Source organism: Paenibacillus pasadenensis, assembly GCF_023715725.1.
Taxonomy (GTDB): domain Bacteria; phylum Bacillota; class Bacilli; order Paenibacillales; family Paenibacillaceae; genus Paenibacillus_O; species Paenibacillus_O pasadenensis_A.
This window is the reverse complement of sequence record NZ_JAMBOT010000003.1, coordinates 481,820-502,117: the sequence shown is the minus strand read 5'-3', so window position 1 is coordinate 502,117 and position 20,298 is coordinate 481,820. Positions and strand designations below refer to the sequence as shown.

23 protein-coding genes and 1 tRNA gene are annotated in these 20,298 nt (G+C 52.3%); 20 read left to right on the top strand and 4 right to left on the bottom strand.

Features of this window, described 5'->3' with window-relative positions; genetic code table 11:
* Nucleotides 1-55 precede the first annotated feature (55 nt).
* From mnmE to M3223_RS11275, 9 genes are all read left to right on the top strand, one after another.
* Nucleotides 56-1,438: a tRNA uridine-5-carboxymethylaminomethyl(34) synthesis GTPase MnmE gene (mnmE, locus tag M3223_RS11315; protein WP_285891223.1), complete on the top strand. Its 1,383-nt coding sequence runs from the start codon at nt 56-58 to the stop codon at nt 1,436-1,438.
* A gap of 195 nt (nt 1,439-1,633) precedes the next feature.
* On the top strand, nt 1,634-3,523 hold the full coding sequence (mnmG, locus tag M3223_RS11310; RefSeq protein ID WP_251561393.1) for a tRNA uridine-5-carboxymethylaminomethyl(34) synthesis enzyme MnmG: 1,890 nt from the start codon (nt 1,634-1,636) through the stop codon (nt 3,521-3,523).
* Nucleotides 3,523-4,248 (top strand): 16S rRNA (guanine(527)-N(7))-methyltransferase RsmG, encoded by a 726-nt coding sequence (gene rsmG / locus M3223_RS11305; protein ID WP_251561392.1) that lies wholly within the window; start codon nt 3,523-3,525, stop codon nt 4,246-4,248. The genes mnmG and rsmG overlap by 1 nt, the downstream gene beginning before the upstream one ends.
* Before the next feature lie 399 nt (nt 4,249-4,647).
* On the top strand, nt 4,648-4,842 hold the full coding sequence (locus M3223_RS11300) for a hypothetical protein (protein ID WP_251561391.1): 195 nt from the start codon (nt 4,648-4,650) through the stop codon (nt 4,840-4,842).
* Between the two features lie 106 nt (nt 4,843-4,948).
* On the top strand, nt 4,949-5,767 hold the full coding sequence (gene noc / locus M3223_RS11295; protein ID WP_251561430.1) for a nucleoid occlusion protein: 819 nt from the start codon (nt 4,949-4,951) through the stop codon (nt 5,765-5,767).
* Nucleotides 5,768-6,315: 548 nt separating this feature from the next.
* Nucleotides 6,316-7,089, top strand: coding sequence for a ParA family protein (locus M3223_RS11290; protein WP_251561429.1), 774 nt, complete (start codon nt 6,316-6,318; stop codon nt 7,087-7,089).
* A complete protein-coding gene (locus M3223_RS11285) occupies nt 7,070-7,918 on the top strand; it encodes a ParB/RepB/Spo0J family partition protein (protein WP_251561390.1) in 849 nt (282 codons plus the stop codon). Before M3223_RS11290 ends, M3223_RS11285 begins: the two co-directional genes overlap by 20 nt.
* 175 nt (nt 7,919-8,093) lie before the next feature.
* Nucleotides 8,094-9,263 carry an aminotransferase class V-fold PLP-dependent enzyme gene (locus tag M3223_RS11280; protein WP_251561389.1) on the top strand — a complete coding sequence of 390 codons (1,170 nt, stop codon included), beginning with the start codon at nt 8,094-8,096 and terminating at the stop codon, nt 9,261-9,263.
* Between the two features lie 28 nt (nt 9,264-9,291).
* Nucleotides 9,292-9,822 (top strand): DUF4446 family protein, encoded by a 531-nt coding sequence (locus M3223_RS11275; RefSeq protein WP_251561388.1) that lies wholly within the window; start codon nt 9,292-9,294, stop codon nt 9,820-9,822.
* Here the strand turns inward: M3223_RS11275 and yyaC are convergent.
* The gene (gene yyaC, locus M3223_RS11270) at nt 9,773-10,366 is read right to left on the bottom strand and encodes a spore protease YyaC (protein WP_251561387.1); all 594 of its coding nucleotides are present in this window, start codon (nt 10,364-10,366) and stop codon (nt 9,773-9,775) included. The genes M3223_RS11275 and yyaC overlap by 50 nt on opposite strands.
* Before the next feature lie 93 nt (nt 10,367-10,459).
* Here yyaC and M3223_RS11265 point away from each other — a divergent pair, with 93 nt between their 5' ends.
* From M3223_RS11265 to M3223_RS11250, 4 genes are all read left to right on the top strand, one after another.
* Entirely contained in the window at nt 10,460-10,702 is a 243-nt protein-coding gene (locus M3223_RS11265; RefSeq protein ID WP_251561386.1) for a DUF3343 domain-containing protein, read from the top strand.
* A 118-nt stretch (nt 10,703-10,820) separates the two neighbouring features.
* Complete coding sequence (locus tag M3223_RS11260) at nt 10,821-11,771, top strand: mechanosensitive ion channel family protein (RefSeq protein ID WP_251561385.1); 951 nt, start codon at nt 10,821-10,823, stop codon at nt 11,769-11,771.
* Nucleotides 11,772-11,867: 96 nt separating this feature from the next.
* Nucleotides 11,868-12,098, top strand: coding sequence for a DUF951 domain-containing protein (locus M3223_RS11255; protein ID WP_251561384.1), 231 nt, complete (start codon nt 11,868-11,870; stop codon nt 12,096-12,098).
* Nucleotides 12,099-12,143: 45 nt separating this feature from the next.
* Nucleotides 12,144-12,234: transfer RNA gene (locus M3223_RS11250), tRNA-Ser, on the top strand.
* Nucleotides 12,235-12,330: 96 nt separating this feature from the next.
* Here M3223_RS11250 and M3223_RS11245 read toward each other — a convergent pair.
* Entirely contained in the window at nt 12,331-12,765 is a 435-nt protein-coding gene (locus M3223_RS11245) for a GNAT family N-acetyltransferase (RefSeq protein WP_251561383.1), read from the bottom strand.
* A 487-nt stretch (nt 12,766-13,252) separates the two neighbouring features.
* Nucleotides 13,253-13,438 carry a YjzC family protein gene (locus tag M3223_RS11240; RefSeq protein WP_251561382.1) on the bottom strand — a complete coding sequence of 62 codons (186 nt, stop codon included), beginning with the start codon at nt 13,436-13,438 and terminating at the stop codon, nt 13,253-13,255.
* 249 nt (nt 13,439-13,687) lie between these two features.
* Between M3223_RS11240 and rpsF the strand changes: the two genes are divergently transcribed.
* Genes rpsF through rpsR form a run of 3 tightly spaced genes read left to right on the top strand, consistent with a single transcriptional unit; the run spans nt 13,688 to nt 14,857 of the window.
* Nucleotides 13,688-13,972 carry a 30S ribosomal protein S6 gene (gene rpsF, locus M3223_RS11235; protein ID WP_251561381.1) on the top strand — a complete coding sequence of 95 codons (285 nt, stop codon included), beginning with the start codon at nt 13,688-13,690 and terminating at the stop codon, nt 13,970-13,972.
* A 33-nt stretch (nt 13,973-14,005) separates the two neighbouring features.
* Complete coding sequence (gene ssb / locus M3223_RS11230; protein WP_251561380.1) at nt 14,006-14,560, top strand: single-stranded DNA-binding protein; 555 nt, start codon at nt 14,006-14,008, stop codon at nt 14,558-14,560.
* Between the two features lie 18 nt (nt 14,561-14,578).
* Complete coding sequence (gene rpsR, locus M3223_RS11225) at nt 14,579-14,857, top strand: 30S ribosomal protein S18 (protein WP_251561379.1); 279 nt, start codon at nt 14,579-14,581, stop codon at nt 14,855-14,857.
* A gap of 284 nt (nt 14,858-15,141) precedes the next feature.
* Here the strand turns inward: rpsR and M3223_RS11220 are convergent, their stop codons facing one another.
* The gene (locus M3223_RS11220) at nt 15,142-16,509 is read right to left on the bottom strand and encodes a hemolysin family protein (protein ID WP_251561378.1); all 1,368 of its coding nucleotides are present in this window, start codon (nt 16,507-16,509) and stop codon (nt 15,142-15,144) included.
* A gap of 237 nt (nt 16,510-16,746) precedes the next feature.
* Here M3223_RS11220 and M3223_RS11215 point away from each other — a divergent pair, with 237 nt between their 5' ends.
* The 4 genes from M3223_RS11215 to M3223_RS11200 all read left to right on the top strand — a co-directional run bounded on the left by M3223_RS11215 (nt 16,747) and on the right by M3223_RS11200 (nt 20,291).
* Nucleotides 16,747-17,517 (top strand): DUF1836 domain-containing protein, encoded by a 771-nt coding sequence (locus tag M3223_RS11215; RefSeq protein ID WP_251561377.1) that lies wholly within the window; start codon nt 16,747-16,749, stop codon nt 17,515-17,517.
* 105 nt (nt 17,518-17,622) lie between these two features.
* On the top strand, nt 17,623-18,771 hold the full coding sequence (locus M3223_RS11210; protein ID WP_251561376.1) for an LCP family protein: 1,149 nt from the start codon (nt 17,623-17,625) through the stop codon (nt 18,769-18,771).
* 29 nt (nt 18,772-18,800) lie between these two features.
* The gene (locus M3223_RS11205; RefSeq protein ID WP_251561375.1) at nt 18,801-19,238 is read left to right on the top strand and encodes a CBS domain-containing protein; all 438 of its coding nucleotides are present in this window, start codon (nt 18,801-18,803) and stop codon (nt 19,236-19,238) included.
* Nucleotides 19,239-19,388: 150 nt separating this feature from the next.
* A complete protein-coding gene (locus tag M3223_RS11200; protein WP_251561374.1) occupies nt 19,389-20,291 on the top strand; it encodes a DUF2232 domain-containing protein in 903 nt (300 codons plus the stop codon).
* Nucleotides 20,292-20,298 lie beyond the last annotated feature (7 nt).

Sequence of the window (20,298 nt, the reverse complement as noted above, 5' to 3'; positions counted from 1 at the left end):
CCTGACGCTTCCGTTTGTGAGGCTGGGGACTGCTTTTACGAGGTGAACCTTTAAGATGACAATGCAGGATACAATTGCGGCGATTTCCACAGCGCTCGGCGAGGGCGGCATCGCGGTTATCCGCGTCAGCGGCCCGCAGGCGGTGGCCAGCGTCGGCGGAATATTAAGGTCAAAGCAAAAGCTGACCGAAGCGGCAACCCATACGGTAACTTACGGCCATATCATTGATGCGGGAAGCGGCGAAAAGATTGAAGAGGTGCTCGTCACCGTCATGAGAGGGCCGCGTTCCTTCACGGCTGAAGATGTCGTGGAAATCGGCGTGCACGGCGGCTTAATTGCTGCCCGTAAAGTGCTGGAGCTAGCGCTCCGCCAGCCTGGCATCCGTGTTGCGGAGCCAGGTGAGTTCACCAAACGCGCGTTTCTGAATGGCCGGATTGACTTGGCCCAGGCGGAGGCCGTTATTGATCTCATTCGCTCCAAGTCCGATCGTTCGTATTCCGTAGCGCTCAAGCAGGCGGAAGGCACGCTGTCCAAACGGATCGGAGCGCTGCGCCATAGCTTGATTGAGCTGCTTGCCCATATAGAGGTAAACATCGATTATCCCGAGCATGACGTTGAAGAGATGACCAGTTCCTACATTAAAGACAGCTGCGGTGCCGCATTGGATACAATACGCCGATTGCTGCAGACGGCCGCAGAGGGCAAAATATTGCGCGAAGGCATTACGACGGCAATCGTCGGAAGGCCAAACGTTGGGAAGTCGTCCTTGCTGAACGCGCTTGTGCAGGAAAGTAAGGCGATTGTGACGGACATACCGGGTACGACCCGTGATGTGATTGAGGAATACGTTACATTATCCGGTATTCCTTTGCGGCTGCTGGATACGGCAGGCATACGGGAAACGACCGATGTGGTGGAAAAGATCGGCGTGGAACGCTCGCATTCAGCCGTGCAGGAAGCGGAGCTGCTGCTGCTCGTGCTCAACCATAACGAGCCGCTGCATGAGGATGAACGGGAGCTGCTCGGCAAGCTGGAAGGCCGGCAGGTTATCGTCATCGTCAACAAGACCGATCTGGACGGTCTACTGGAGCTGGATGAAGTTAGTTCGGCGCTTCCGGAAAGCCGGATTGTGCCGATGTCGGTGCTGCAGGATCAAGGCTTGGAAGATTTGGAGCAAGCGATTCGGGAACTGTTTTTTGAAGGGCAGCTGGAAAGCGCCGATCTGACTTACGTAAGCAATGCGAGACATATCTCGCTGCTTCATCGGGCCGCCGATGCGCTGCACGATGCCGTAAGCGCAACGGAAGACGGAATACCAATCGACATGGTTCAGCTCGATGTGCGCGCGGCTTGGGAGCTGCTCGGCGAAATCGTTGGGGATACGGCCGGAGAGTCGCTGATTGATCAGATTTTTTCACAATTTTGCTTGGGTAAATAAATTGTCCACATGGGGATAAGTGCAGCTGCCGCTTGTTACAGGTGACAGGAGCAGACAGAACCGACCGGCAGTCATCAGCAAGCGGCAGAGAATGCGGCGGAATGCCGTCGAAATCTGGAATTGAAAACCTATTTTCATAAAAGAGGGAGAGGCGGGCCGATTGACCTGCTAATTCCGCTCAGGAGGCTAACAAAAATGAGTTACGCTGCAGGACAATACGATGTCCTCGTCATCGGCGCCGGACATGCCGGCTGCGAGGCGGCGCTGGCTGCAGCCCGGATGGGCTGCGAAACGCTGCTGCTTACGATTAATCTGGATATGGTCGCTTTTATGCCGTGCAATCCGTCTATCGGCGGTCCGGCCAAGGGCCATGTCGTCCGCGAGATCGACGCGCTTGGCGGGGAGATGGGCCGTAACATCGACAAAACCTATATTCAAATGAGAATGCTCAATACGGGCAAAGGTCCTGCCGTACATGCGCTGCGTGCACAGGCGGATAAATTCCTGTATCAGCATATGATGAAAAAAACCATTGAGGAAACCCCTCATTTGACGCTTCGCCAAGGGATGGCGGAGGAGCTGATCGTGGAAGACGGAGCCTGCGTTGGTGTCATTACAAAAACCGGCGCGGAGTATCGGGCCAAATCGGTCGTAGTGACGACCGGCACTTATCTGCGCGGCAAAGTCATTATGGGCGAGCTTATCTACGAGAGCGGTCCGAACAATCAGCAGCCATCGGTCAAGCTGTCTCAATCGCTGAAGGAGCAGGGCTTTGAGCTGGTACGCTTCAAAACGGGCACGCCTCCGCGTGTGCACAAGGACAGCATCGATTTTTCCAAAATGGAAATTCAGCCAGGAGACGAAAAACCGAAGTTTTTCTCTTTTGAAACGGAATATGCCAATAACGAACAGCTGCCATGCTGGCTCACCTATACGTCGGAACAGACTCATCAAATTATCAACGACAACCTGCATCGGGCTCCAATGTTCTCCGGCGTAATTGAGGGAACAGGTCCGCGTTACTGCCCGTCCATCGAGGATAAAATCGTTCGTTTCGCGGACAAGCCGAAACATCAGATTTTCCTGGAGCCGGAAGGCATGCACACGTCCGAGTATTATGTGCAAGGTCTATCCACGAGCATGCCGGAAGACGTGCAGCTTGGTATTTTGCGCTCCATTCCCGGCCTTGAAAAGGTGGAAATGATGCGTACCGGTTATGCGATTGAGTACGACGCCGTCGTGCCGACTCAGCTGTGGCCGTCGCTGGAAACAAAGGTGCTGCCGGGGCTGTTCACGGCAGGGCAAATCAACGGCACGTCCGGCTATGAAGAAGCCGCCGGTCAAGGCGTTATCGCCGGCATCAACGCAGCGCGCAAAGTGCAGGGCAAGGAGCCGGTCATTGTAGAACGCTCGCAAGGTTACATCGGCGTGTTGATCGACGATCTGGTCACTAAAGGCACCAATGAGCCGTACCGTTTGCTTACTTCACGCGCGGAATACCGTCTGCTGCTCCGCCATGACAATGCGGATCTGCGTTTGACGCCGACCGGTTATGAGATCGGCCTGATCAGCGAGGAGCGTTATGCCAAGTTCCTGGAGAAAAAATCCCGTGTCGAGGAAGAGCTGGCCCGTCTGCGCACGGTCAAAATCCGTCCTGAGGAAGCCGAGTCGATGCTGCAGGAAGCTGGATCTACGCCGCTGCAGTCCACGATTGATGCGCTTACGCTGCTTCGCCGTCCCGAGATTTCCTACGCAAGGCTGGAGCCGTTTGCGCCAGCTCCGTATGAGCTGAGCGAGGATATGAAGGAACAGGTAGAAATCCAGGTTAAGTATGCGGGTTATATTGAGAAACAGCTTGCACAGGTTGAACGCCTGGGCAAAATGGAGAAAAAGAGAATTCCGGAAGACATCGATTACAGCCTCGTACACGGCTTAGCTTCGGAAGCGAAACAAAAGCTAGGTTCGATTCGTCCGCTTAATATCGGTCAAGCGTCTCGTATTGCTGGCGTTACTCCGGCGGATATTTCAATCCTGCTCGTGCATCTGGAGCATTACAGCCGCGGCGGCGCAGCGAGGAGCTCTTAATGGACGCAGTCATGGAGCTTTTTCGGAGCCGGCTGGCGGAGCGGGGAATCCCGCTCTCGGATCGCCAGCTGGAGCAGTTCCAGCGTTACTATGAACTGCTTGTAGAGTGGAACGAAAAAATGAATTTGACGGGGATTACCGAACGGGCCGCCGTATTCGAAAAGCATTTTTACGACTCGGTTACACTGGCTTTTTACGCCGATCTATCGACGGCTTCCAGCTTGGCCGATATAGGTTCGGGAGCTGGATTTCCAAGCCTGCCGTTAAAAATTTGTTTTCCGCAGCTGAACGTTACCATTGTTGACTCGTTGAACAAACGGATTACGTTCCTGAAGCATGTCTGCACTGAGCTTGGATTGGAGTCGGTTGAATGTGTGCATGGCCGCGCAGAGGATATTGGCCGACTTCCGAAACATCGCGACGGTTATGATATTGTCACGGCGCGGGCAGTGGCTCGTTTAGCCGGTTTAAGCGAGCTTTGTCTTCCCTTTGTGCGTAAGGGCGGCCTGTTTGCCGCGATGAAAGGGGCTCAGCCCCAGGAAGAGCTTGATGAGGCCCGCTATGCCATTCGTGAACTGCGAGGGAAGCTGGACAAGGTTGAGACGCTGCGCCTGCCGGAAGAGCAGTCGGAACGCGCCATCGTGCTTATTCATAAAACTGAGTCGACGCCTAAGGCATACCCGCGCAAGGCAGGCGTGCCTTTGAAGCAGCCATTGTTAAAATAGTGCGGCAGGCGGTGCCTTGAGCAGCGATTTTGTCACTCAAGGCATCAATGAGCCGTATCGACAGCTTAATTTGAGTGAACGGAGCCGGGATTGAGAGAAGAGGATCTTTTTTAACGGACGACAAGAGAACGTATAAATGTTCCACGTGAAACATTCAGCCGATTGTGAAAACTTCTTGCAAAACCGAAATCCAGCAGGATATTCTCCTGTCCTCAACGAATTGAAAAGAGTGTGGTTATGGACCGAGTTCCATGATGGAACAATAATGAACACGGTACTCTGCTAATGAAGGCATATGGTAATGGAAGAACCATCTTGCCTTGTGCCGTTTCTGGATGTACCGCCATCGGCATGATACCCTATCTTAGTTGACCGGTGGCTCTGGAGCAAAGCCAGCAGGTGGAGCTCGCAGCTGAAAACCGGATTTCTATCGCAACTGCGTTGGAATTTAAAGAACTTGAGGTGTTCAGCGATCAGAGGGACGTCATTGGCACAGCGGATATGAGTGCACCGGACCTTAGACGCACGACCTTATTCGGCCTTTCTTTGCAGGAGCTTTCCCGCTCCGATTTTGCCCGTGCTGCACTGCCATGAAGTGCCGCAATTATGACTTGAAGGCCAAACAAGTCGCCGATGCGGCCGCAACACGGAATTCTACAGCAAGGACATTGGCACATTGAATTCGGGTGGTTGTAGAATGATGAAAGAACAATTTTCCCGGCTTTTCGGCCTAAACGATCCGAAGGCTGCTCAAGATGAAGTGAAGCAAATCCCGGTTGGCAGCATTAATACGAGCCCTTATCAGCCGAGAACGATTTTTGATGACGAGCGAATTGAAGAATTAAGCCAAACGATTCGCACGCATGGAGTAATTCAACCTATCGTCGTTCGCCTTCGGGGCGACCGCTACGAAATTATAGCCGGTGAGAGGCGCTGGAGAGCTGTCAGCAGGCTTGGACTTGAGACGATTCCAGCCATTGTGAGGGAGTTCAACGACTCACAAGCGGCCTCTATCGCCCTTATTGAGAACTTGCAGCGCGAAGGTTTAAGCGCAATTGAAGAAGCGGTAGCTTATCAGAAGCTAATCGATTTGCATAGCTTGACCCAAGAAAGCCTGGCACAGCGGCTTGGCAAAAGCCAATCTACAATCGCCAATAAAATCCGCTTGCTCGGTTTGAGCGAGCCAGTCAAACTTGCGCTTACCGAGAGGAAAATTACGGAGCGGCATGCCAGATCGCTGCTTGCCCTTGATACTGAAGAGCTGCAGCAGAAGGTTCTTGATGACGTGCTTGGCAAGGAGCTTAACGTTAAACAGACCGAAGCCCGCGTAGCTTTTTATAAAGAAGCCTCCAAAGCTAAAAAATCCAAGCGAATTTCCTTCACTAAGGATGTCCGCTTGGCGTTGAATACAATTCGTCAGTCCATCGATATGGTGTCCGGTTCCGGGCTGGAAATTAAGACGAACGAGAAGGATTACGAGGATCATTATGAAATTGTAATCAAAATTCCGAAGCGTTAATAAGGACACTTATCGTTCCATTCTGTAAGGCTTTCCTTTATACTTAATTCATTCCAGACGTGATGATTGCGTTTTCAAACATGGGCACCGTACAACAAGATTATGCTGACAAAAGCCTAGCTGCCCTTAACAATTCGTCTGGATGTTTAGGCTAAGCGGCGGAAGCCGCTTTTTTTCGCATGCTGGAGCGTGCCTTTTCAACTTCATTTGCTAAACATGCTGTCCGGGTCCAGGCAGGAGCTTGGCTCGTTAACCGCAGCAATATTATTCTCGCAGTATCCATCGTGTGCGGCATTGGGACGTTGAGCCGGCGGACACTCCGTGCAATCTAATTTCCGCAATTCTGCGGGGCTGCACGCTCTTCTCTCCTCCTGGACAGCAGAGCTTAATTGGTACTCTTCTCGTATTTCCATTGCATACGTCCACCGTTCGCAGGGCGGGGAAGCCGTATAGCTTGCCTTATTCAAGAAGGCTTCGAGTTGAATACCGGCTCCATGGATTGTGCCGTAGGGAAGTTGTACGAGATTGGGAATATTGAGGTGACAAGGTTGTCCAAAATAATCGCCATAACGAACCAGAAGGGCGGAGTCGGCAAAACGACCACATCCGTCAATTTGGGGGCATGCCTGGCTTCCTTAGGGAAGAAGGTGCTGCTTGTCGATATCGATCCTCAGGGGAATACGACAAGCGGAGTCGGTGTTAATAAAGCCGATGTGGAAAACAGCATTTATGACGTCTTGATCAATGAAGTTGACCCGCGTGAGGCAGTAAAACGCACAGAAGTACCGAATTTAAGCATTATTCCTGCCACGATTCAGCTGGCTGGAGCCGAAATCGAGCTTGTACCGACTATTTCCCGCGAGGTGAGACTCAAAAAGTCGCTTTCTCAGCTGCGGAATGACTATGATTACATTCTTATTGACTGCCCGCCATCTCTTGGTATTTTAACGATCAATTCTTTGACGGCCGCAGATTCGGTCATTATTCCAATTCAATGCGAATACTACGCTCTTGAAGGACTGAGCCAGCTGCTGAATACGGTTCGACTCGTTCAAAAGCATCTTAATACATCGCTGCAAATTGAAGGCGTGCTGCTCACAATGTTTGATGCACGTACTAATTTGGGCATCCAAGTGATCGAGGAAGTCAAAAAGTATTTTCAGCAAAAGGTGTACCAGACGATTATTCCAAGAAACGTGCGTTTAAGTGAAGCGCCGTCTCATGGTCAAGCTATCATCACGTATGATCCCCGCTCCAAAGGCGCCGAAGTTTATCTTGAACTGGCGAAGGAAGTGATCCAATATGAGCAAGCGGCTAGGTAGAGGACTAGAGGCACTCATTCCGTCTCTTTCCATCCAAGAGGATGACAAGGTTATCCAGGTTGAATTGAAGCAGCTTCGGCCGAATCCTTATCAGCCAAGGATTACGTTCCATGATGATTCGATTCATGAACTCGCAGAATCCATCAAGCAGCATGGCGTTATTCAACCGATTCTCGTGCGCTCTGTGCTAAAAGGGTATGAGATTATTGCCGGAGAGCGCCGTTTTCGCGCCTCTCAGTTATGCGGGCTCAAAACGATTCCCGCTGTAGTCCGCAGCTTCTCCGATCAGCAGACGATGGAAATTGCGCTTATTGAGAACCTTCAGCGCGAAGATTTGAATGCAATCGATTTGGCCTCGGCTTATCAGGCTATTATGGACAAGTTCAATCTGACGCAGGAGGAGCTGTCGCTTAAGGTTGGTAAGTCGCGCTCGCATATTGCCAATTTCCTCCGGCTGTTAAGTTTGCCGGTTGAGATTAAAGACAATGTTTCACGTGGAACATTATCAATGGGGCATGCCCGCGCGCTCGTCGGCTTAAAGGAAGACAAGCTGCGTAAGGAGCTGGCTAAACAAGCGATCTCCAACGAGTGGAGCGTTCGGGAGCTGGAGCAGGCCATTCAAACGCTGGATAAAAAACAGCCAGAATCCCCAGCAAAGAGCAAAACGGTCAAGCGGGACCCCTACCTGGAAGCATTGGAAGAAAATCTGCGCGAGCGGTTCCAAACATCGGTGAAAATTAAGGCTTCCCGCGATCGGGGTAAAATCGAGCTGACCTATTATAATAAGCAGGATTTGGAACGGATTCTAGACATGCTGCAGCAGTCCTGAAGCTGAACTGAAGCTATTCGAAAACAAATCGTTTCAGTACCAAAGCTTTACGGAAAACAAGTTCGTTATAGGAGCATACCTCGGTTGTAATCTGCTGCGACAGGGATTAAACTTAGGTATGCTATTGTTTTTTTGAGCGGAAATTAGGGTTAGCCCGGAAAGGATGAGTGCCGATATGGCCCAAGAACAGCCTTTAATCTATTTGGATCATGCAGCGACTTCCTGGCCCAAACCGCAGGCAGTTGTGGATGCGGTTATGCAAACACTGCAGCAAGGGGCCGCGAATCCGGGCCGCGGCAGCCATCGGATGGCGGTGCAATCGGGAAGAGTATTGTTCGAGGCTAGAAAAAATCTCGCAAAGCTGCTGCGAATTGCCAATCCAAACGATATTGCCTTGACCGCAAATACAACCGTCGGACTGAACTTGGCTATTAAAGGAATGCTGAAGCCAGGCGATCATGTCATCGCCACAGCGGTGGAGCATAACTCAGTCCGCAGGCCGCTGGAATATTTGAAATCAAGTATTGGCATTACGGTTACATACGTAGAGACGGATCGGTTTGGAGAGCTGGATGTTGCCCGAATACGGGAGGAGATCCGGCCCGAGACGGCTCTCGTTGCCGCAGCGCACAGCTCCAATCTGCTGGGATCGATTTTGCCGATTGCCGATATTGGCGAAATTACCCGGCGGAACGGCATTCCGTTATTGGTTGATGCAGCTCAGTCGGCCGGTATCCTCGATATCGATGTAGAAGAGATGGGCATCGACCTGCTTGCTTTTCCGGGCCATAAAGCGCTGCTCGGGCCTCAAGGCACAGGGGGAGTGTACATTCATCCCCGGCTCGATCCAGTGCCGCTGCTCCACGGAGGGACAGGCAGCCAATCGGAGTCGGCTGAGCAGCCGACGGTCAGGCCCGACCGTTATGAGGCAGGCACGCCGAATACGCCTGGCATGGCCGGATTGGCAGCAGGCGTTCGGCATGTGCTGGAGCTGACTCCTAAGGCGGTTCATGCCCGGGAGACGGAGCTGATTGCTCGCATCCGGGACGGATTGGCATCAGTAGCGGGCATAACGCTGCTCGGGCCGCAGGAAGGCCGGCCGCGAACCGGGATATGCGCCTTTACGATGGCAGGTGTTGAAGCGTCGGAGCTTTCCTTTATTTTGGATCAGCATTATGGCATTGCCGTAAGGGCAGGCTATCATTGCACACCGCTGGCGCACTGGAGCGCGGGAACCGCTGAAACAGGCGCGGTAAGAGCGAGCGTCGGAGCGTCCACGACAGATCAGGAAGCGGAAGCGCTTGTGCTTGCAATACGCGAAATCCGGACCCATTACCCCATCTAGGGAGAAGATTAGGAGCGTAACGGGAAAGATGAATGAATGGTATGAAGCTTGGGTGGAGGCGCCATATTATGGCGCAGCCATTGTAGTAATGGCATTGGTGCTGCTGCTTCTCATAATCTGGATCTCGGCTCTCGGCCGCAAGCTGACAAAGCTTAGACGCCAATATGTTCAGGTAATGGGACAGACCGGCGTGACGAATCTGGAGGAAGTTATTGTTGGCTTGAGACTGTCGCTGGACGAGCAGGAGGACAGGCTGGGCCACTATGGGCAGCAGCTGAACGAATTTGCCCAGCTTTTGAAGGAGACAAAAGGCAGAGTCGGCGTACTGCGTTACAACGCCTTTTCATCACAGGGCAGCGATATGAGCTTCTCGGTCGCAATCGTGAACGAGGAGCAGACCGGAGTTGTATTGACCGGCTTACATGGCCGGGATGAGACATACATGTACGCCAAACCGCTGCAAAAAGGAAGCTCGACTTATCCGCTTACACCGGAGGAGCAGCAAGCCATTATTCTTGCGTCGCAGCGTGAACCGGGTAAGAACGGCAGTCGTGAATAGCGCGGACGAGTGTGTCTGACATTAGCTCGGCCATACGCATAACGAGGCTAAGACGAGTGTTTTGAAGCACAAAATATTCCATAAATCCGCCCACGTTCACGATGCCGGTCATATGGATATCTCCAACTGGCGGGAGCTCTTTGTTTACGCCGGCTCCCGGCCGCACAGGCCCGGGTCCAAGCTGAATGCAGCCGACGCTGCTCAACTGGCCAAGGCAGGCGTCGATACCGATAATAAACGGCTTGGCCATACTGCTGTTAATATCCTGCAGGGTGCTTTCCAGGTTCATCGCGTGCACAGGCTCGTCCAGCGTGCCGTACAGCTCGAACAAGGAGCCGCGCTGCTTGGCTAGATGGGAGCCGATAATCGGGCCGAGAGCGTCTCCTGTGGAGCGGTCGGTGCCGATACAGACGACGGCAATCCGGCTTTCCCTCGGAACGGGACCAAGATGCAGCATCAGGCTGCTGGTCAGCTGACGGGCGGCGTCGGGATCGGTATGAGGCACTTTAAGCGGGATTTCCCGGATTGCAGCAGGACGTTTCATAGATTCCCCTCCGCTAATATGAACTGTTAGTAGTATATGGTAGAGAGGGGCAATTTATACTTGCCCGTCCATTTTCAATAAGAGGAGTTAGCTATGCTTATCGCTTTTGATTCGACGCAGCAAGCGCTTCGCACGGAGATGCTGCTTGAATATGCCGATATTGAAATTGACATCCGCCCGACGCCAAAGACAATTACTGCGGGATGCGCGCTGTCGATCGATTTTCCCGATGATGAATTGGAGACGGTCAGGCTTATTTTGGTGGAGCAATCGGTGGAGATTCGCGGTATATTCCGGGAGACTTCGGATGGATACGAACTGGTGCACAGCGGCTGAAGCAGCTGTTTGGAAAAGAAGTTTATCAGCCTTCCGCGACTCGCGCGGGGAGGCTTCTTTTATTAGAATGCTAGAATGAGACTTCATGCAAAAATAGTAGAGAAAGGAGATTGAACCAATGAATTCATGGGAGCTAATGGCATCCGCTAGTACAAACACAGGAAATACCGGGGAGGGAGCGGCGAATAACGCTGGAGGTCCAGTAAATGAGGGTCCAACAGATCTTGCTGGTCTGCCTAAAGCGGCTTTAGAGAAAACCAATGCCTTCTGGGATACGCTGCGCACGACGTTCGACAGTGCGTTCTGGATTAATGCAGGTATTGTTCTCATTAAAATCGCAATTATTTTGCTGATTGGACGGCTCATTATTTTCGCTGTTAACAAATCCATCGACAAAGTGCTCGAACGGGAATCCAAGGTGGCGCAGCGCACCAGGAGGGTCGTCACGATGGGGCGGCTGCTCAAAAATGTCGCTTCCTACGTCGTCTATTTCATTACCGCTATGGTTGTGCTGCCGATGCTCGGCATCAATATCGGACCGCTGCTGGCCGGGGCAGGCGTGCTTGGACTGGCGATCGGTTTCGGCGCGCAGAGTTTGGTGAAGGACATTATTACTGGATTTTTCATCGTACTGGAGGATCAGTTTGCAGTTGGAGATGTCATTCAAACGGGAACGTACAAAGGCACGGTGGAATTGATTGGACTGCGCACGACGCGGCTGAAAACATGGACGGGAGAGGTTCACATTATCCCGAACGGTTTGATCGCTCAGGTGACGAACTATTCGCTTAACCACTCCTTGGCGGTCGTGGACGTCGATTTGCCGAACGATTACAAAATCGACGAGACGGAAGAAAGCATTCGGGCCATGCTGGAGAAGCTGGAAAACCCGAATCTGGTCAAGGTGCCGGATCTGCTTGGCGTCGCTTCCCTGACTACGGCTGAGTACAAGCTGCGCATCATCGCGGAATGCCAGCCGAATACCGAAGCGGCCGTTTCAAGACAGATTAATTTGGAGCTCAAAAGGCTGCTGCGAGAGCATGATGAGCCGCAACAATCTCTGGCGTAGATTCAGCAGGGCGTGTAAGATGGAAAGAACCGGCCAAGCCTCCGCAGCAGGGAACGTTGCGGGGGCGGGACAGCGGCCGAAGGAGAGGTGAGCGGTATGGAACGCAAGCAGTTCGAGCTTGGCGATGTCGTGCTGATGAAGAAGCCCCATCCATGCGGAACCAACGAAATGGAGATCATTCGCATGGGCATGGACATCCGCATCAAATGCACCGGCTGCAAGCACAGCGTGCTTATTCCACGGGCGAAGTTTGAAAAAAACATGAAAAAAGTGCTGCGTCATGCAGCCAATCAGGGCGAAGCAGGCGGAGAATCGGCATTATCCTAAACGCTTGCAATAATGCCCAGCATATGTTATGATCTATCTTGCTGCGGAAAGGTACCCAAGTGGCCCAAGGGGGCTGACTCGAAATCAGCTAGGCGTCTCACGGCGTGCGTGGGTTCGAATCCCACCCTTTCCGCCATCCTTCAGCGAATTAGAACCTCCTACTCCGGTAGGAGGTTTTTTTGTTGTTCTGAATAGAGAAATGGTGCAGCCGAGAAGCCGCTCCGGGTTAAAACTAAAGATGTTTAATAAAGCCGCGTTTTGAACCGCTGTATCCGATGTTTTCATAAAAGCGATGAGCCTCAATTCTTTCGTTGCTCGAGGCAAGAATCGTGTAGCTGCAACTGTGATCTTTTCCGTACCCCTCCAGCGCCTGCATAAGCAATCGTCCCACACCGCTGCCTCGGCTTTTCTGGGACACGATGACGTTCTCGATCAGCAAAAATGGGGCGCAGCTGCCCACCAAATCGCGGCACACGATGCCCATTGCCGTACCGGCAAGCTCCTGCTCCAATTCCGCAACAGCGACGTAATAGTGAGGCTCAGAGGCTATTTGCTCCAGCTGGCTTCCCATCTGTAACGTGTCGGATTCAAACCCCATGAGCTCGGCGAAAAGACCGGATAAAGCCTCAGCGTCGCGGGGCTCGGCTTTACGAATGATTACCCTCAAACAAGTCCACTCCTTGTTAACCATTTAAGTGCCGTAAGCGGCGCGTTAAATAAGGATACACGGGCGGAGCCGAGAAATTCAACGTATTCAGTAGCGTTTATGCAGGCGGAAGGCATGCTGTCAAAACGGATCGAATTTAATTAGGCGGTTAAACGAACAAGCGCCCAGCCTAATGGCTGGGCGCTGCTGACGGCGCTTAATGGGTTGCAAAATTAATCAAGCTGCACTTCCCTCACTGAACACGTTTGGACACCGCCCGGCTGCTAAATGTCCGAGGACTTTTACGCCTGCTGCGGTGAAGGCCTTAAAGACATCTGTCTTTGGCACAACCCCTCGCTTTTCTGTGAATGTTGTGAACTGGCGTCATTTGCAGTGTCCTTGCGCTTTTTACGGCCAACGGAACCACACCCTCATCTTGTCGCGCCGTCAAGGATAGTATGGCCGGACGGCTGAATGTTATGCGTCCGATTTTGAGCCGATTCGCTCGTTAGTCTTTCGGCATTTTCACCCATACGCGGTTATGATTGCTGTTTTTCGGGAAATGCTGTCCCTTTTTCAAGGAGATTTTTTTGGGTTTGGAGATGCCCATGTGGAATGAATCCTCTCCTGCTTCCATGTACCAGCCGTCATTGGGGGCTTTAAAGCCGGATTCAAACTTGGTGCGTTCGCCCATACGTATCTCCACCTTCTGCATGTAATTCGGCCTTACAGGGCCGGATGTTTATTTTTCGCCGCAGAGGCCGGAATCATCAGCGGCAATTATTCGCAAGGATAACGTCAGCCGGCGTGTGAAATGCGTTATCCTTGCGTCAGACAAGCTGTTCTGATATAGTAGATTGGTATGCGAGTTAAACCCTCGCTCCTTGCTCTTTCGTCCAGCTGGACGGGAAGGGCCGCTTAGTCCAAGAGGAGGTGAATCATAGTGCGCAAATACGAATTGATGTACATCATTCGTCCTGAGACGGAGCAAGAAGCAGTTCAAGCTCTCGTTGAAAAATTCAATGGCATCATCGCGAATGGCGGAGAAGTATCCAAGTCCGACGTTCTCGGCAAACGCCGTCTTGCGTATGAGATCAACAAGATCCGTGACGGAATCTACGTTCTTGTCCACTTTAACGGTACAACCGAAGTGGTTAATGAGCTGGATCGTGTCATCAAGATCACGGATGAAGTTATCCGTTTCCTGATCGTCAAAGACGTAGCTTAAGCCAAGATTTAGTTGACTTGGGAGGTTGGTACGATGTTGAATCGCGTCATTCTGATTGGCAGACTGACCAAAGATCCAGAGCTTCGCTATACCCCTTCGGGAGTTGCGGTTACGCAGTTCACGCTGGCGGTAGACCGGCCATTTAACAGCCAGTCCGGCGAGCGGGAAGCCGACTTTATTCCGATTGTCACCTGGAGACAGCTCGCTGAAACCTGTGCCAACTATCTGCGCAAAGGCCGTTTAGCAGCGGTCGAGGGCCGGATGCAAGTACGGAACTACGACAACAATGAAGGCAAACGCGTCTACGTGACGGAAATTATTGCCGACAACGTCCGGTTCCTGGAATCCGGTAACCGCGATGGCGGTTCGCGTGAAGAGGGCTCCCAAGGCGGAGGCGGCAGCAGCCAAGGCGGCGGCGGTAATTATGGCGGTGGAGGATACGGTGGCGGCGGCCAGTCGAGCGGCGGCAACCAAGGCGGAGGTTCCTACGGGGGCAATCGCGGCGGTGGAGGTTCCTCGAACAGCCGGGATCCATTCTCGGATGACGGACGTCCTATCGACATCTCCGAAGATGATTTGCCATTTTAACAGAAAGGACGGATAACTATGGGATTCAAGCAAAGAGAAGACGGTGGCGAGCGTCCAGAACGCAAGTTCCGCAAAGGCGGCCGTAACAAGCGCCGTAAAGTTTGCTACTTCACCGTGAACAAAATCAAGAGCATTGATTACAAAGACACGGACCTGCTCCGCAAGTTCATCAGCGAGCGCGGCAAAATTCTGCCACGCCGTGTGACTGGCACAAGCGCGAAATACCAGCGTGCTCTGACGATTGCGATCAAACGCTCTCGCCAAGTAGCCCTGCTGCCATATACGACGGACAACTAGGACGTCACAGGAGCAGCTCTTCCTTAATCGGAGGGGCTGCTTTTTTGCGTTCGATTCGAGCCCTGCGGTTGATGCATACTGTTACAAGCGGTGGCGTTGGCAAAAAGGTATGAGACTTTGACTTTGATTCCAGGGAGAAGCTTAACAGCCCCCTGTTGTTATAAAGGCGGTCCGACACGTTTATTCGACTTACCAGCGATGCTTTAGCGGCTTAGCATACAAAAAAAGACCGCCCATCGCAGCGGTCTTTCAGTTTAATGAAAAGCTCAACAGGTGCAAATCGATTAAGCGGTCGGCTCCTCGTCAAGCTCGGATTGCGCTTGAGCTTGCGCCTGGGAGGCGGTCATTTCCTCTTCCGTTTGAATGATCAGCTCAACCTTGCGGATGCGGTTTTTGGTCGCTTCGCGGATAATAAAGGTCAAATTCTCGTGATCGTAACGGACGCCGGTTTTGGGGGACTGCAGACGGGTGTAGAGCCAGCCGCCCACCGTATCGGTATCTTCGTTATCAAAGTTATGGTTCGTCAGCTGGCCGAGCTCATCAAGCGATACCTTGCCGTCGAGCAAGTAACAGTTCTCTTCGAGCTTCTCGATCTCGCGGCGCTCATCCTCGTCGAACTCGTCGCGAATCTCGCCGACGATCTCTTCAAGAATGTCTTCAATCGTAATAAGGCCGGACGTGCCGCCGTACTCGTCAACGAGGATGGCGATGTGCACGCGCTCCTGCTGCATACGCTTCAGAAGCTGTTTAACCGGGATGCTTTCCGGAACGGACACGACAGGATGGATTAGATCGCGGAAGCTGAATTCCTTGTCTTCATGATAAGTAAGGAACAATTGCTTCGTATTAATCATGCCTACGATGTTATCCTTGCTTTCGGTAGCGACCGGGAAGCGGGTGTATTGTTCCTTTTGAATAACAGCCAAGTTCTCGTCGCGAGTATGGTTTGTATACAAGCACACCATGTCGGTGCGCGGAACCATGATCTCACGTGCAACCATCTCGTCAAAAGCAAAGATCCGGCTTACATAGCCATATTCCGTATTGTTAATCTTGCCGCTTTGCAGACTCTCGCTCAGGATGATCTGAATTTCTTCCTCCGAGTGGGCATCTTCATGCTCGCTCACAGGGCGGAGGCCGAACATACGAACCAGACCGTTGGCGGAGCCGTTCAGCAGCCAGATGAATGGGTACATAATGCGGTAGAACCAAATAATCGGTTTGGCTACCAGGAAGCTGATGAATTCGGCTTTCTGAATCGCCCATGTTTTAGGCGCAAGCTCGCCAATTACGACATGCAAATAAGTGACCAAAATAAACGCGATCAGAAAGGACAGAAGACTGGCCAGGCTGTCGGAAAGATGGAGTTGGTGAAAAAGCGGTTCAAGGATATGTTCTACCGTCGGTTCGCCGAGCCAACCAAGGCCGAGCGCGGTAATCGTTATCCCAAGCTGACAGGCGGACAGATATCCGTCCAAATTGCTTGTCACCCTTTGCACTGCCAACGCGTTTCTGCGGCCTTCCACAACCAGCTGGTTAACCCGGCTCGGACGAATGCGGATAATAGCAAACTCCGTTGCGACGAAGAAGGCGGTCAGGAAGATCAGCAATGCGACCAAGCCCAAATTCAACCATATACTACTACTGTCCATTCTAAATCATCGACATCCTTTAACTTTTAGAATAAGTTCTTATGAACCAGTATAACGAACCTGTTGGCAGCACTTCAACTGTTTGAAAGCCTCTGAAGGACGTTATAAGGCATTGAGAGCCGTATAGAGCGGATCAATCGGACTTTTTCTCCTTCTGGCCCTTCTTTACAGGCGCGGAAGGGGCACTTATGATAGGTTCATCTGAACTTAATCCAATTCGAAAGGAGGAAACCGGCAATGGAATCTTTTGTGCTGACCCGGTTCCAAATGGCCAATCTGCTCCTGTCCCTCAACGGAAGAAGCGGTTCAAGCCCGATTCAAATCGTGCAGGACGCATGGAAGAAGGAGCATCGGGACCAGGTCAATTCAGGGAAGGCGCTGCCGGCATTCCTCTCGACGGATTGGCCGGCGGTGCTGGAAAAATTGATTAAAGGGCAAGGCATCAAGGGAGTGTCGCTGCAGGAAGCGGCCGCGCTCGGAGGCCGGATCGAGTTTTCTTCCCTTTCCATTACGGCCATGCAGAATTGGGTGAAAAGGGACTTTAAGCCGTTTTTTGAATCGCCTAAAGCGGGCAAAAAATACTCCCTCGAACAAGCGGCCCTTCTGTTCATTATCGACGACTTGAAGGCCAGCCTGGACTTTGAATCGATCCGCAAGCTGTTCGAACGTCTTTTTCGCATGTCCGAAGATAGCTCCAGCTCCTGCAATCCGCTGCTCGGACCGCTTGAATTTTATCGCGCCTATTCTGCCCTGTTTGAGGAGATGGATGCGGACGGCGACGGAATTCTGGATTCAGGTCCGGGGCTGATTGGAGTAGACAACAGCGAAGCGCTGGAGCTGCGCGTTCGGGAGGCAGCCGGCCGGAAGGTGAACCGCTTAGCCGGACTTCAGCCAATGGAAAAGGAAATGCTGGGAAATATGCTGCTTATTGCGGTTTTTTCCGTTCAAGCGGCGTATTTCCATGCGTTCAGTCGCCGGTACTGCAATGCCACGCTTTTTTTAAATTAATTAAGTTCTTAAGAGTTTTGTAACTATTCTTTAAGGATAGTCGTCTACACTTAGGCTACACTAATTAAAGTTTCAAAATGCTCTATAGAAAGGAATTATTCCTATATGAAGCGAAATAAAACACGCGGCCGCCGAGTCTGGACCTGGACCGCGTCTATTTTGGCCGTGCTGCTGCTGCTAGGTGCTGCCGGGTATTACAATCGCACGACGCTGGCGCTTTGGGGTTTTGACATGTTTTTGGCGGAGGATGTCAAAGACAAGCTTGAGCCATCCTACAAACCGACGGAAGACAGCAAAAAACGCACTGCCGAGCAGGTCAAATACACGCAAGCCGATCCTTACTCTGTCCTCCTGCTGGGCGTAGACGCCCGTGATGCGGAACGAGGACGTTCCGATACGATGATGTATACGATTGTACGTCCGAAGGAAGGCGCTATGCTGATGGTGTCGATTCCGCGCGATACGTATACGGAAATTGTCGGCAAAGGCCGTGAGGACAAAATTACCCATGCTTACGCGTTCGGCGGAGCCAAAATGGCTGTAGACACTGTGGAGAACCTGCTCGACAACGAGGTTGACTATTATGCAGCGGTTAACTTTAACGGGTTCCGGGATCTGATTGACGCTATGGGCGGCATTTCGCTGCCAGTTGAAAAGGATCTCGTCAACGATGACGCAGACCATGAAAAATTCGTTGTTAAAGCGGGACAGGACAAGTATATGGGCAAGGATGCCTTGAACTTTGTCCGTTACCGCGAGGATGCGGGCGGCGACATCAGCCGCACGGGACGGCAGCAGGCTTTTGTCGAGGCGATCATGGACGAGGCGTCCAGCATGTCCTCCTGGGCTAAAATCCCGGATTATGTCGGCATTATGGGAGAGAATTTTGCTACGGACATCCCGCCAAACGATATGATTGAAATGGCTAAAGCGGTTCTTCAGGGTGACAATCGACTCGTTTATACGCGCACGCTGAAAGGCGAGGGCGGCAAAGGACGAAGCGGAGCCTGGTACTTTTATGCGGATGAGCAGGACTTATCCCGAATTGATCAGATGATTGAGGACTGGATGAATCCGAACAAAACGCTGGCCGAGCTGACAGGCAGCGGCAGCAATACCGATAACGGTTCCCTTAATTCAGTTAATTCCGGTGATGCCGCAGATACCGGCAACGCGGCGGATTCCATTAGCTCTGCAGATTCCGGCAGCAAAGACCGTTCCGTGTCTACATCCTCTGCGCGCGCACCGAAATAAGTTTTGCTCAAAAGAATGGAGTAGTCGTGATGAACATTGCTTTTTTCCTGCTTCCAAAAGCGGAAGTAATTACGTTGACTTTGGAGGCTACGCTGCGCCAGACACTGGAGAAGATGGAGCATCACCGCTATACGGCGGTGCCTATTCTCGATCAGCACGGCGCCTATGCAGCGACAGTAACGGAAGGCGACCTGCTGTGGTACATGAAAAACGCCAATTTAAGCTTTGATCAGACACATCGGGCCAGCCTGGCTGACGTGCCGATGCGCGTGCAATTAAAGCCGGTGCGGATCGACTCCAACATGGAGGATCTGATTTCTCTGGCAAAGGTGCAGAACTTTGTACCCGTTGTAGACGACATGAACCGGTTCATCGGCATCGTGCGCCGCAGCGATATTATCGATTATTGCGCAAAGGGCTTGTTCCGGGGCGAGGAAGAATCTGCCGCTGGTCTGGAGAGCCGTTAGCTGTTAAATCTAACCCTCGCACCGCTCCTGCGGCTTGCGGGGGTTTTGCTATATTCCAGCAAGGCGGGCCGAGCGGGGAATCCGCTTGTAGGACTAGGTTTTGTGGTATAATGAGTGGTACTGAACGATGAAGATATGAGGTGAACGGGCTTGAAAACCGGTGGGAAATCCATCATGTGGAGCGTCACCGCTCTCCTGCTGCTGGTCTCCATAGGAGTGCCGCTGCTTAATGTACTGACCGTCACCTTGTTGATGGTGCCCTATGTGGTGCTTTATACCACCCTGTCCAAAAAAGTGTTCGCCGCGCATCTGATTCCGGTGTGGCTCATTGCTTATTTTATTGTCGGGCCAGCGCCGCTGATCGTCGGCTTGTTTTTCCTTGTGCCCGCTATCGTAATGGGACATTATTACCGTTCGGATAAACCGGTCCGCGCCCGGATGACGGCCGTAATGATCAGTATTGTAGGCATTATTCTGTTAGAGCTATTTATTTTTGACGTGGTGCTTGATCTGTCGGTTATCGGTGCCCTGCAGGACCAGTTGCGGGCTGCCGCCAATCAGGTTGCTGAACAAGGGGTTTCAGGCGAGCTTTGGACGTCGGAGATGACGGATCAGCTGGTGAATGCCACGGTTCAGGTCATTCCGCAGGCGCTGCTGCTTTCGGCTTTCATGCTTACGGCGGTTGCCCAATATATATCGAGAAAGGTGCTCGCTTCCCAAGGCGTTCAGGTGAAAGGACTTCCGCCCGCGCATGAATGGCGGGTGCCGCGCATACTCGTAACCTATTATTTAATCGTGCTCGTCATCCAGCTGTTCGTGCCCGCGAACGACGGCTCGTTTATGGCGACGGCTCTGTTTAATCTCGTGCCGCTGCTTCGGTTTGTCTTCACCGTGCAGGCCATCGGGTTCTTCTTTTTCCTGGCGCATCAGAAGCGCTGGCCTAAAGGGGTGCCGGTCATTATCGGAGTGCTGCTGCTCCTGTTCCCTCCGCTTAGTCTGATCGGGGTGCTGGACGCGGCGTTTCCGATTCGCAAGTCGTTCCAGAAACCTTGAACAGGGG

Bases quoted from the DNA above. Each gene is read 5' to 3' on its own strand.
- M3223_RS11285 (WP_251561390.1), top strand. From the start codon at position 7,070: ATGAGCAAGCGGCTAGGTAGAGGACTAGAGGCACTCATTCCGTCTCTT.
- M3223_RS11260 (WP_251561385.1), top strand. From the start codon at position 10,821: ATGAATTCATGGGAGCTAATGGCATCCGCTAGTACAAACACAGGAAAT.
- mnmG (WP_251561393.1), top strand. From the start codon at position 1,634: ATGAGTTACGCTGCAGGACAATACGATGTCCTCGTCATCGGCGCCGGA.
- rsmG (WP_251561392.1), top strand. From the start codon at position 3,523: ATGGACGCAGTCATGGAGCTTTTTCGGAGCCGGCTGGCGGAGCGGGGA.
- noc (WP_251561430.1), top strand. From the start codon at position 4,949: ATGAAAGAACAATTTTCCCGGCTTTTCGGCCTAAACGATCCGAAGGCT.
- M3223_RS11240 (WP_251561382.1), bottom strand. From the start codon at position 13,438: ATGGGCGAACGCACCAAGTTTGAATCCGGCTTTAAAGCCCCCAATGAC.
- M3223_RS11255 (WP_251561384.1), top strand. From the start codon at position 11,868: ATGGAACGCAAGCAGTTCGAGCTTGGCGATGTCGTGCTGATGAAGAAG.
- ssb (WP_251561380.1), top strand. From the start codon at position 14,006: ATGTTGAATCGCGTCATTCTGATTGGCAGACTGACCAAAGATCCAGAG.
- mnmE (WP_285891223.1), top strand. From the start codon at position 56: ATGACAATGCAGGATACAATTGCGGCGATTTCCACAGCGCTCGGCGAG.
- M3223_RS11265 (WP_251561386.1), top strand. From the start codon at position 10,460: ATGCTTATCGCTTTTGATTCGACGCAGCAAGCGCTTCGCACGGAGATG.
- M3223_RS11205 (WP_251561375.1), top strand. From the start codon at position 18,801: ATGAACATTGCTTTTTTCCTGCTTCCAAAAGCGGAAGTAATTACGTTG.
- M3223_RS11210 (WP_251561376.1), top strand. From the start codon at position 17,623: ATGAAGCGAAATAAAACACGCGGCCGCCGAGTCTGGACCTGGACCGCG.
- rpsR (WP_251561379.1), top strand. From the start codon at position 14,579: ATGGGATTCAAGCAAAGAGAAGACGGTGGCGAGCGTCCAGAACGCAAG.
- yyaC (WP_251561387.1), bottom strand. From the start codon at position 10,366: ATGAAACGTCCTGCTGCAATCCGGGAAATCCCGCTTAAAGTGCCTCAT.
- M3223_RS11275 (WP_251561388.1), top strand. From the start codon at position 9,292: ATGAATGAATGGTATGAAGCTTGGGTGGAGGCGCCATATTATGGCGCA.
- M3223_RS11215 (WP_251561377.1), top strand. From the start codon at position 16,747: ATGGAATCTTTTGTGCTGACCCGGTTCCAAATGGCCAATCTGCTCCTG.
- M3223_RS11280 (WP_251561389.1), top strand. From the start codon at position 8,094: ATGGCCCAAGAACAGCCTTTAATCTATTTGGATCATGCAGCGACTTCC.
- M3223_RS11220 (WP_251561378.1), bottom strand. From the start codon at position 16,509: ATGGACAGTAGTAGTATATGGTTGAATTTGGGCTTGGTCGCATTGCTG.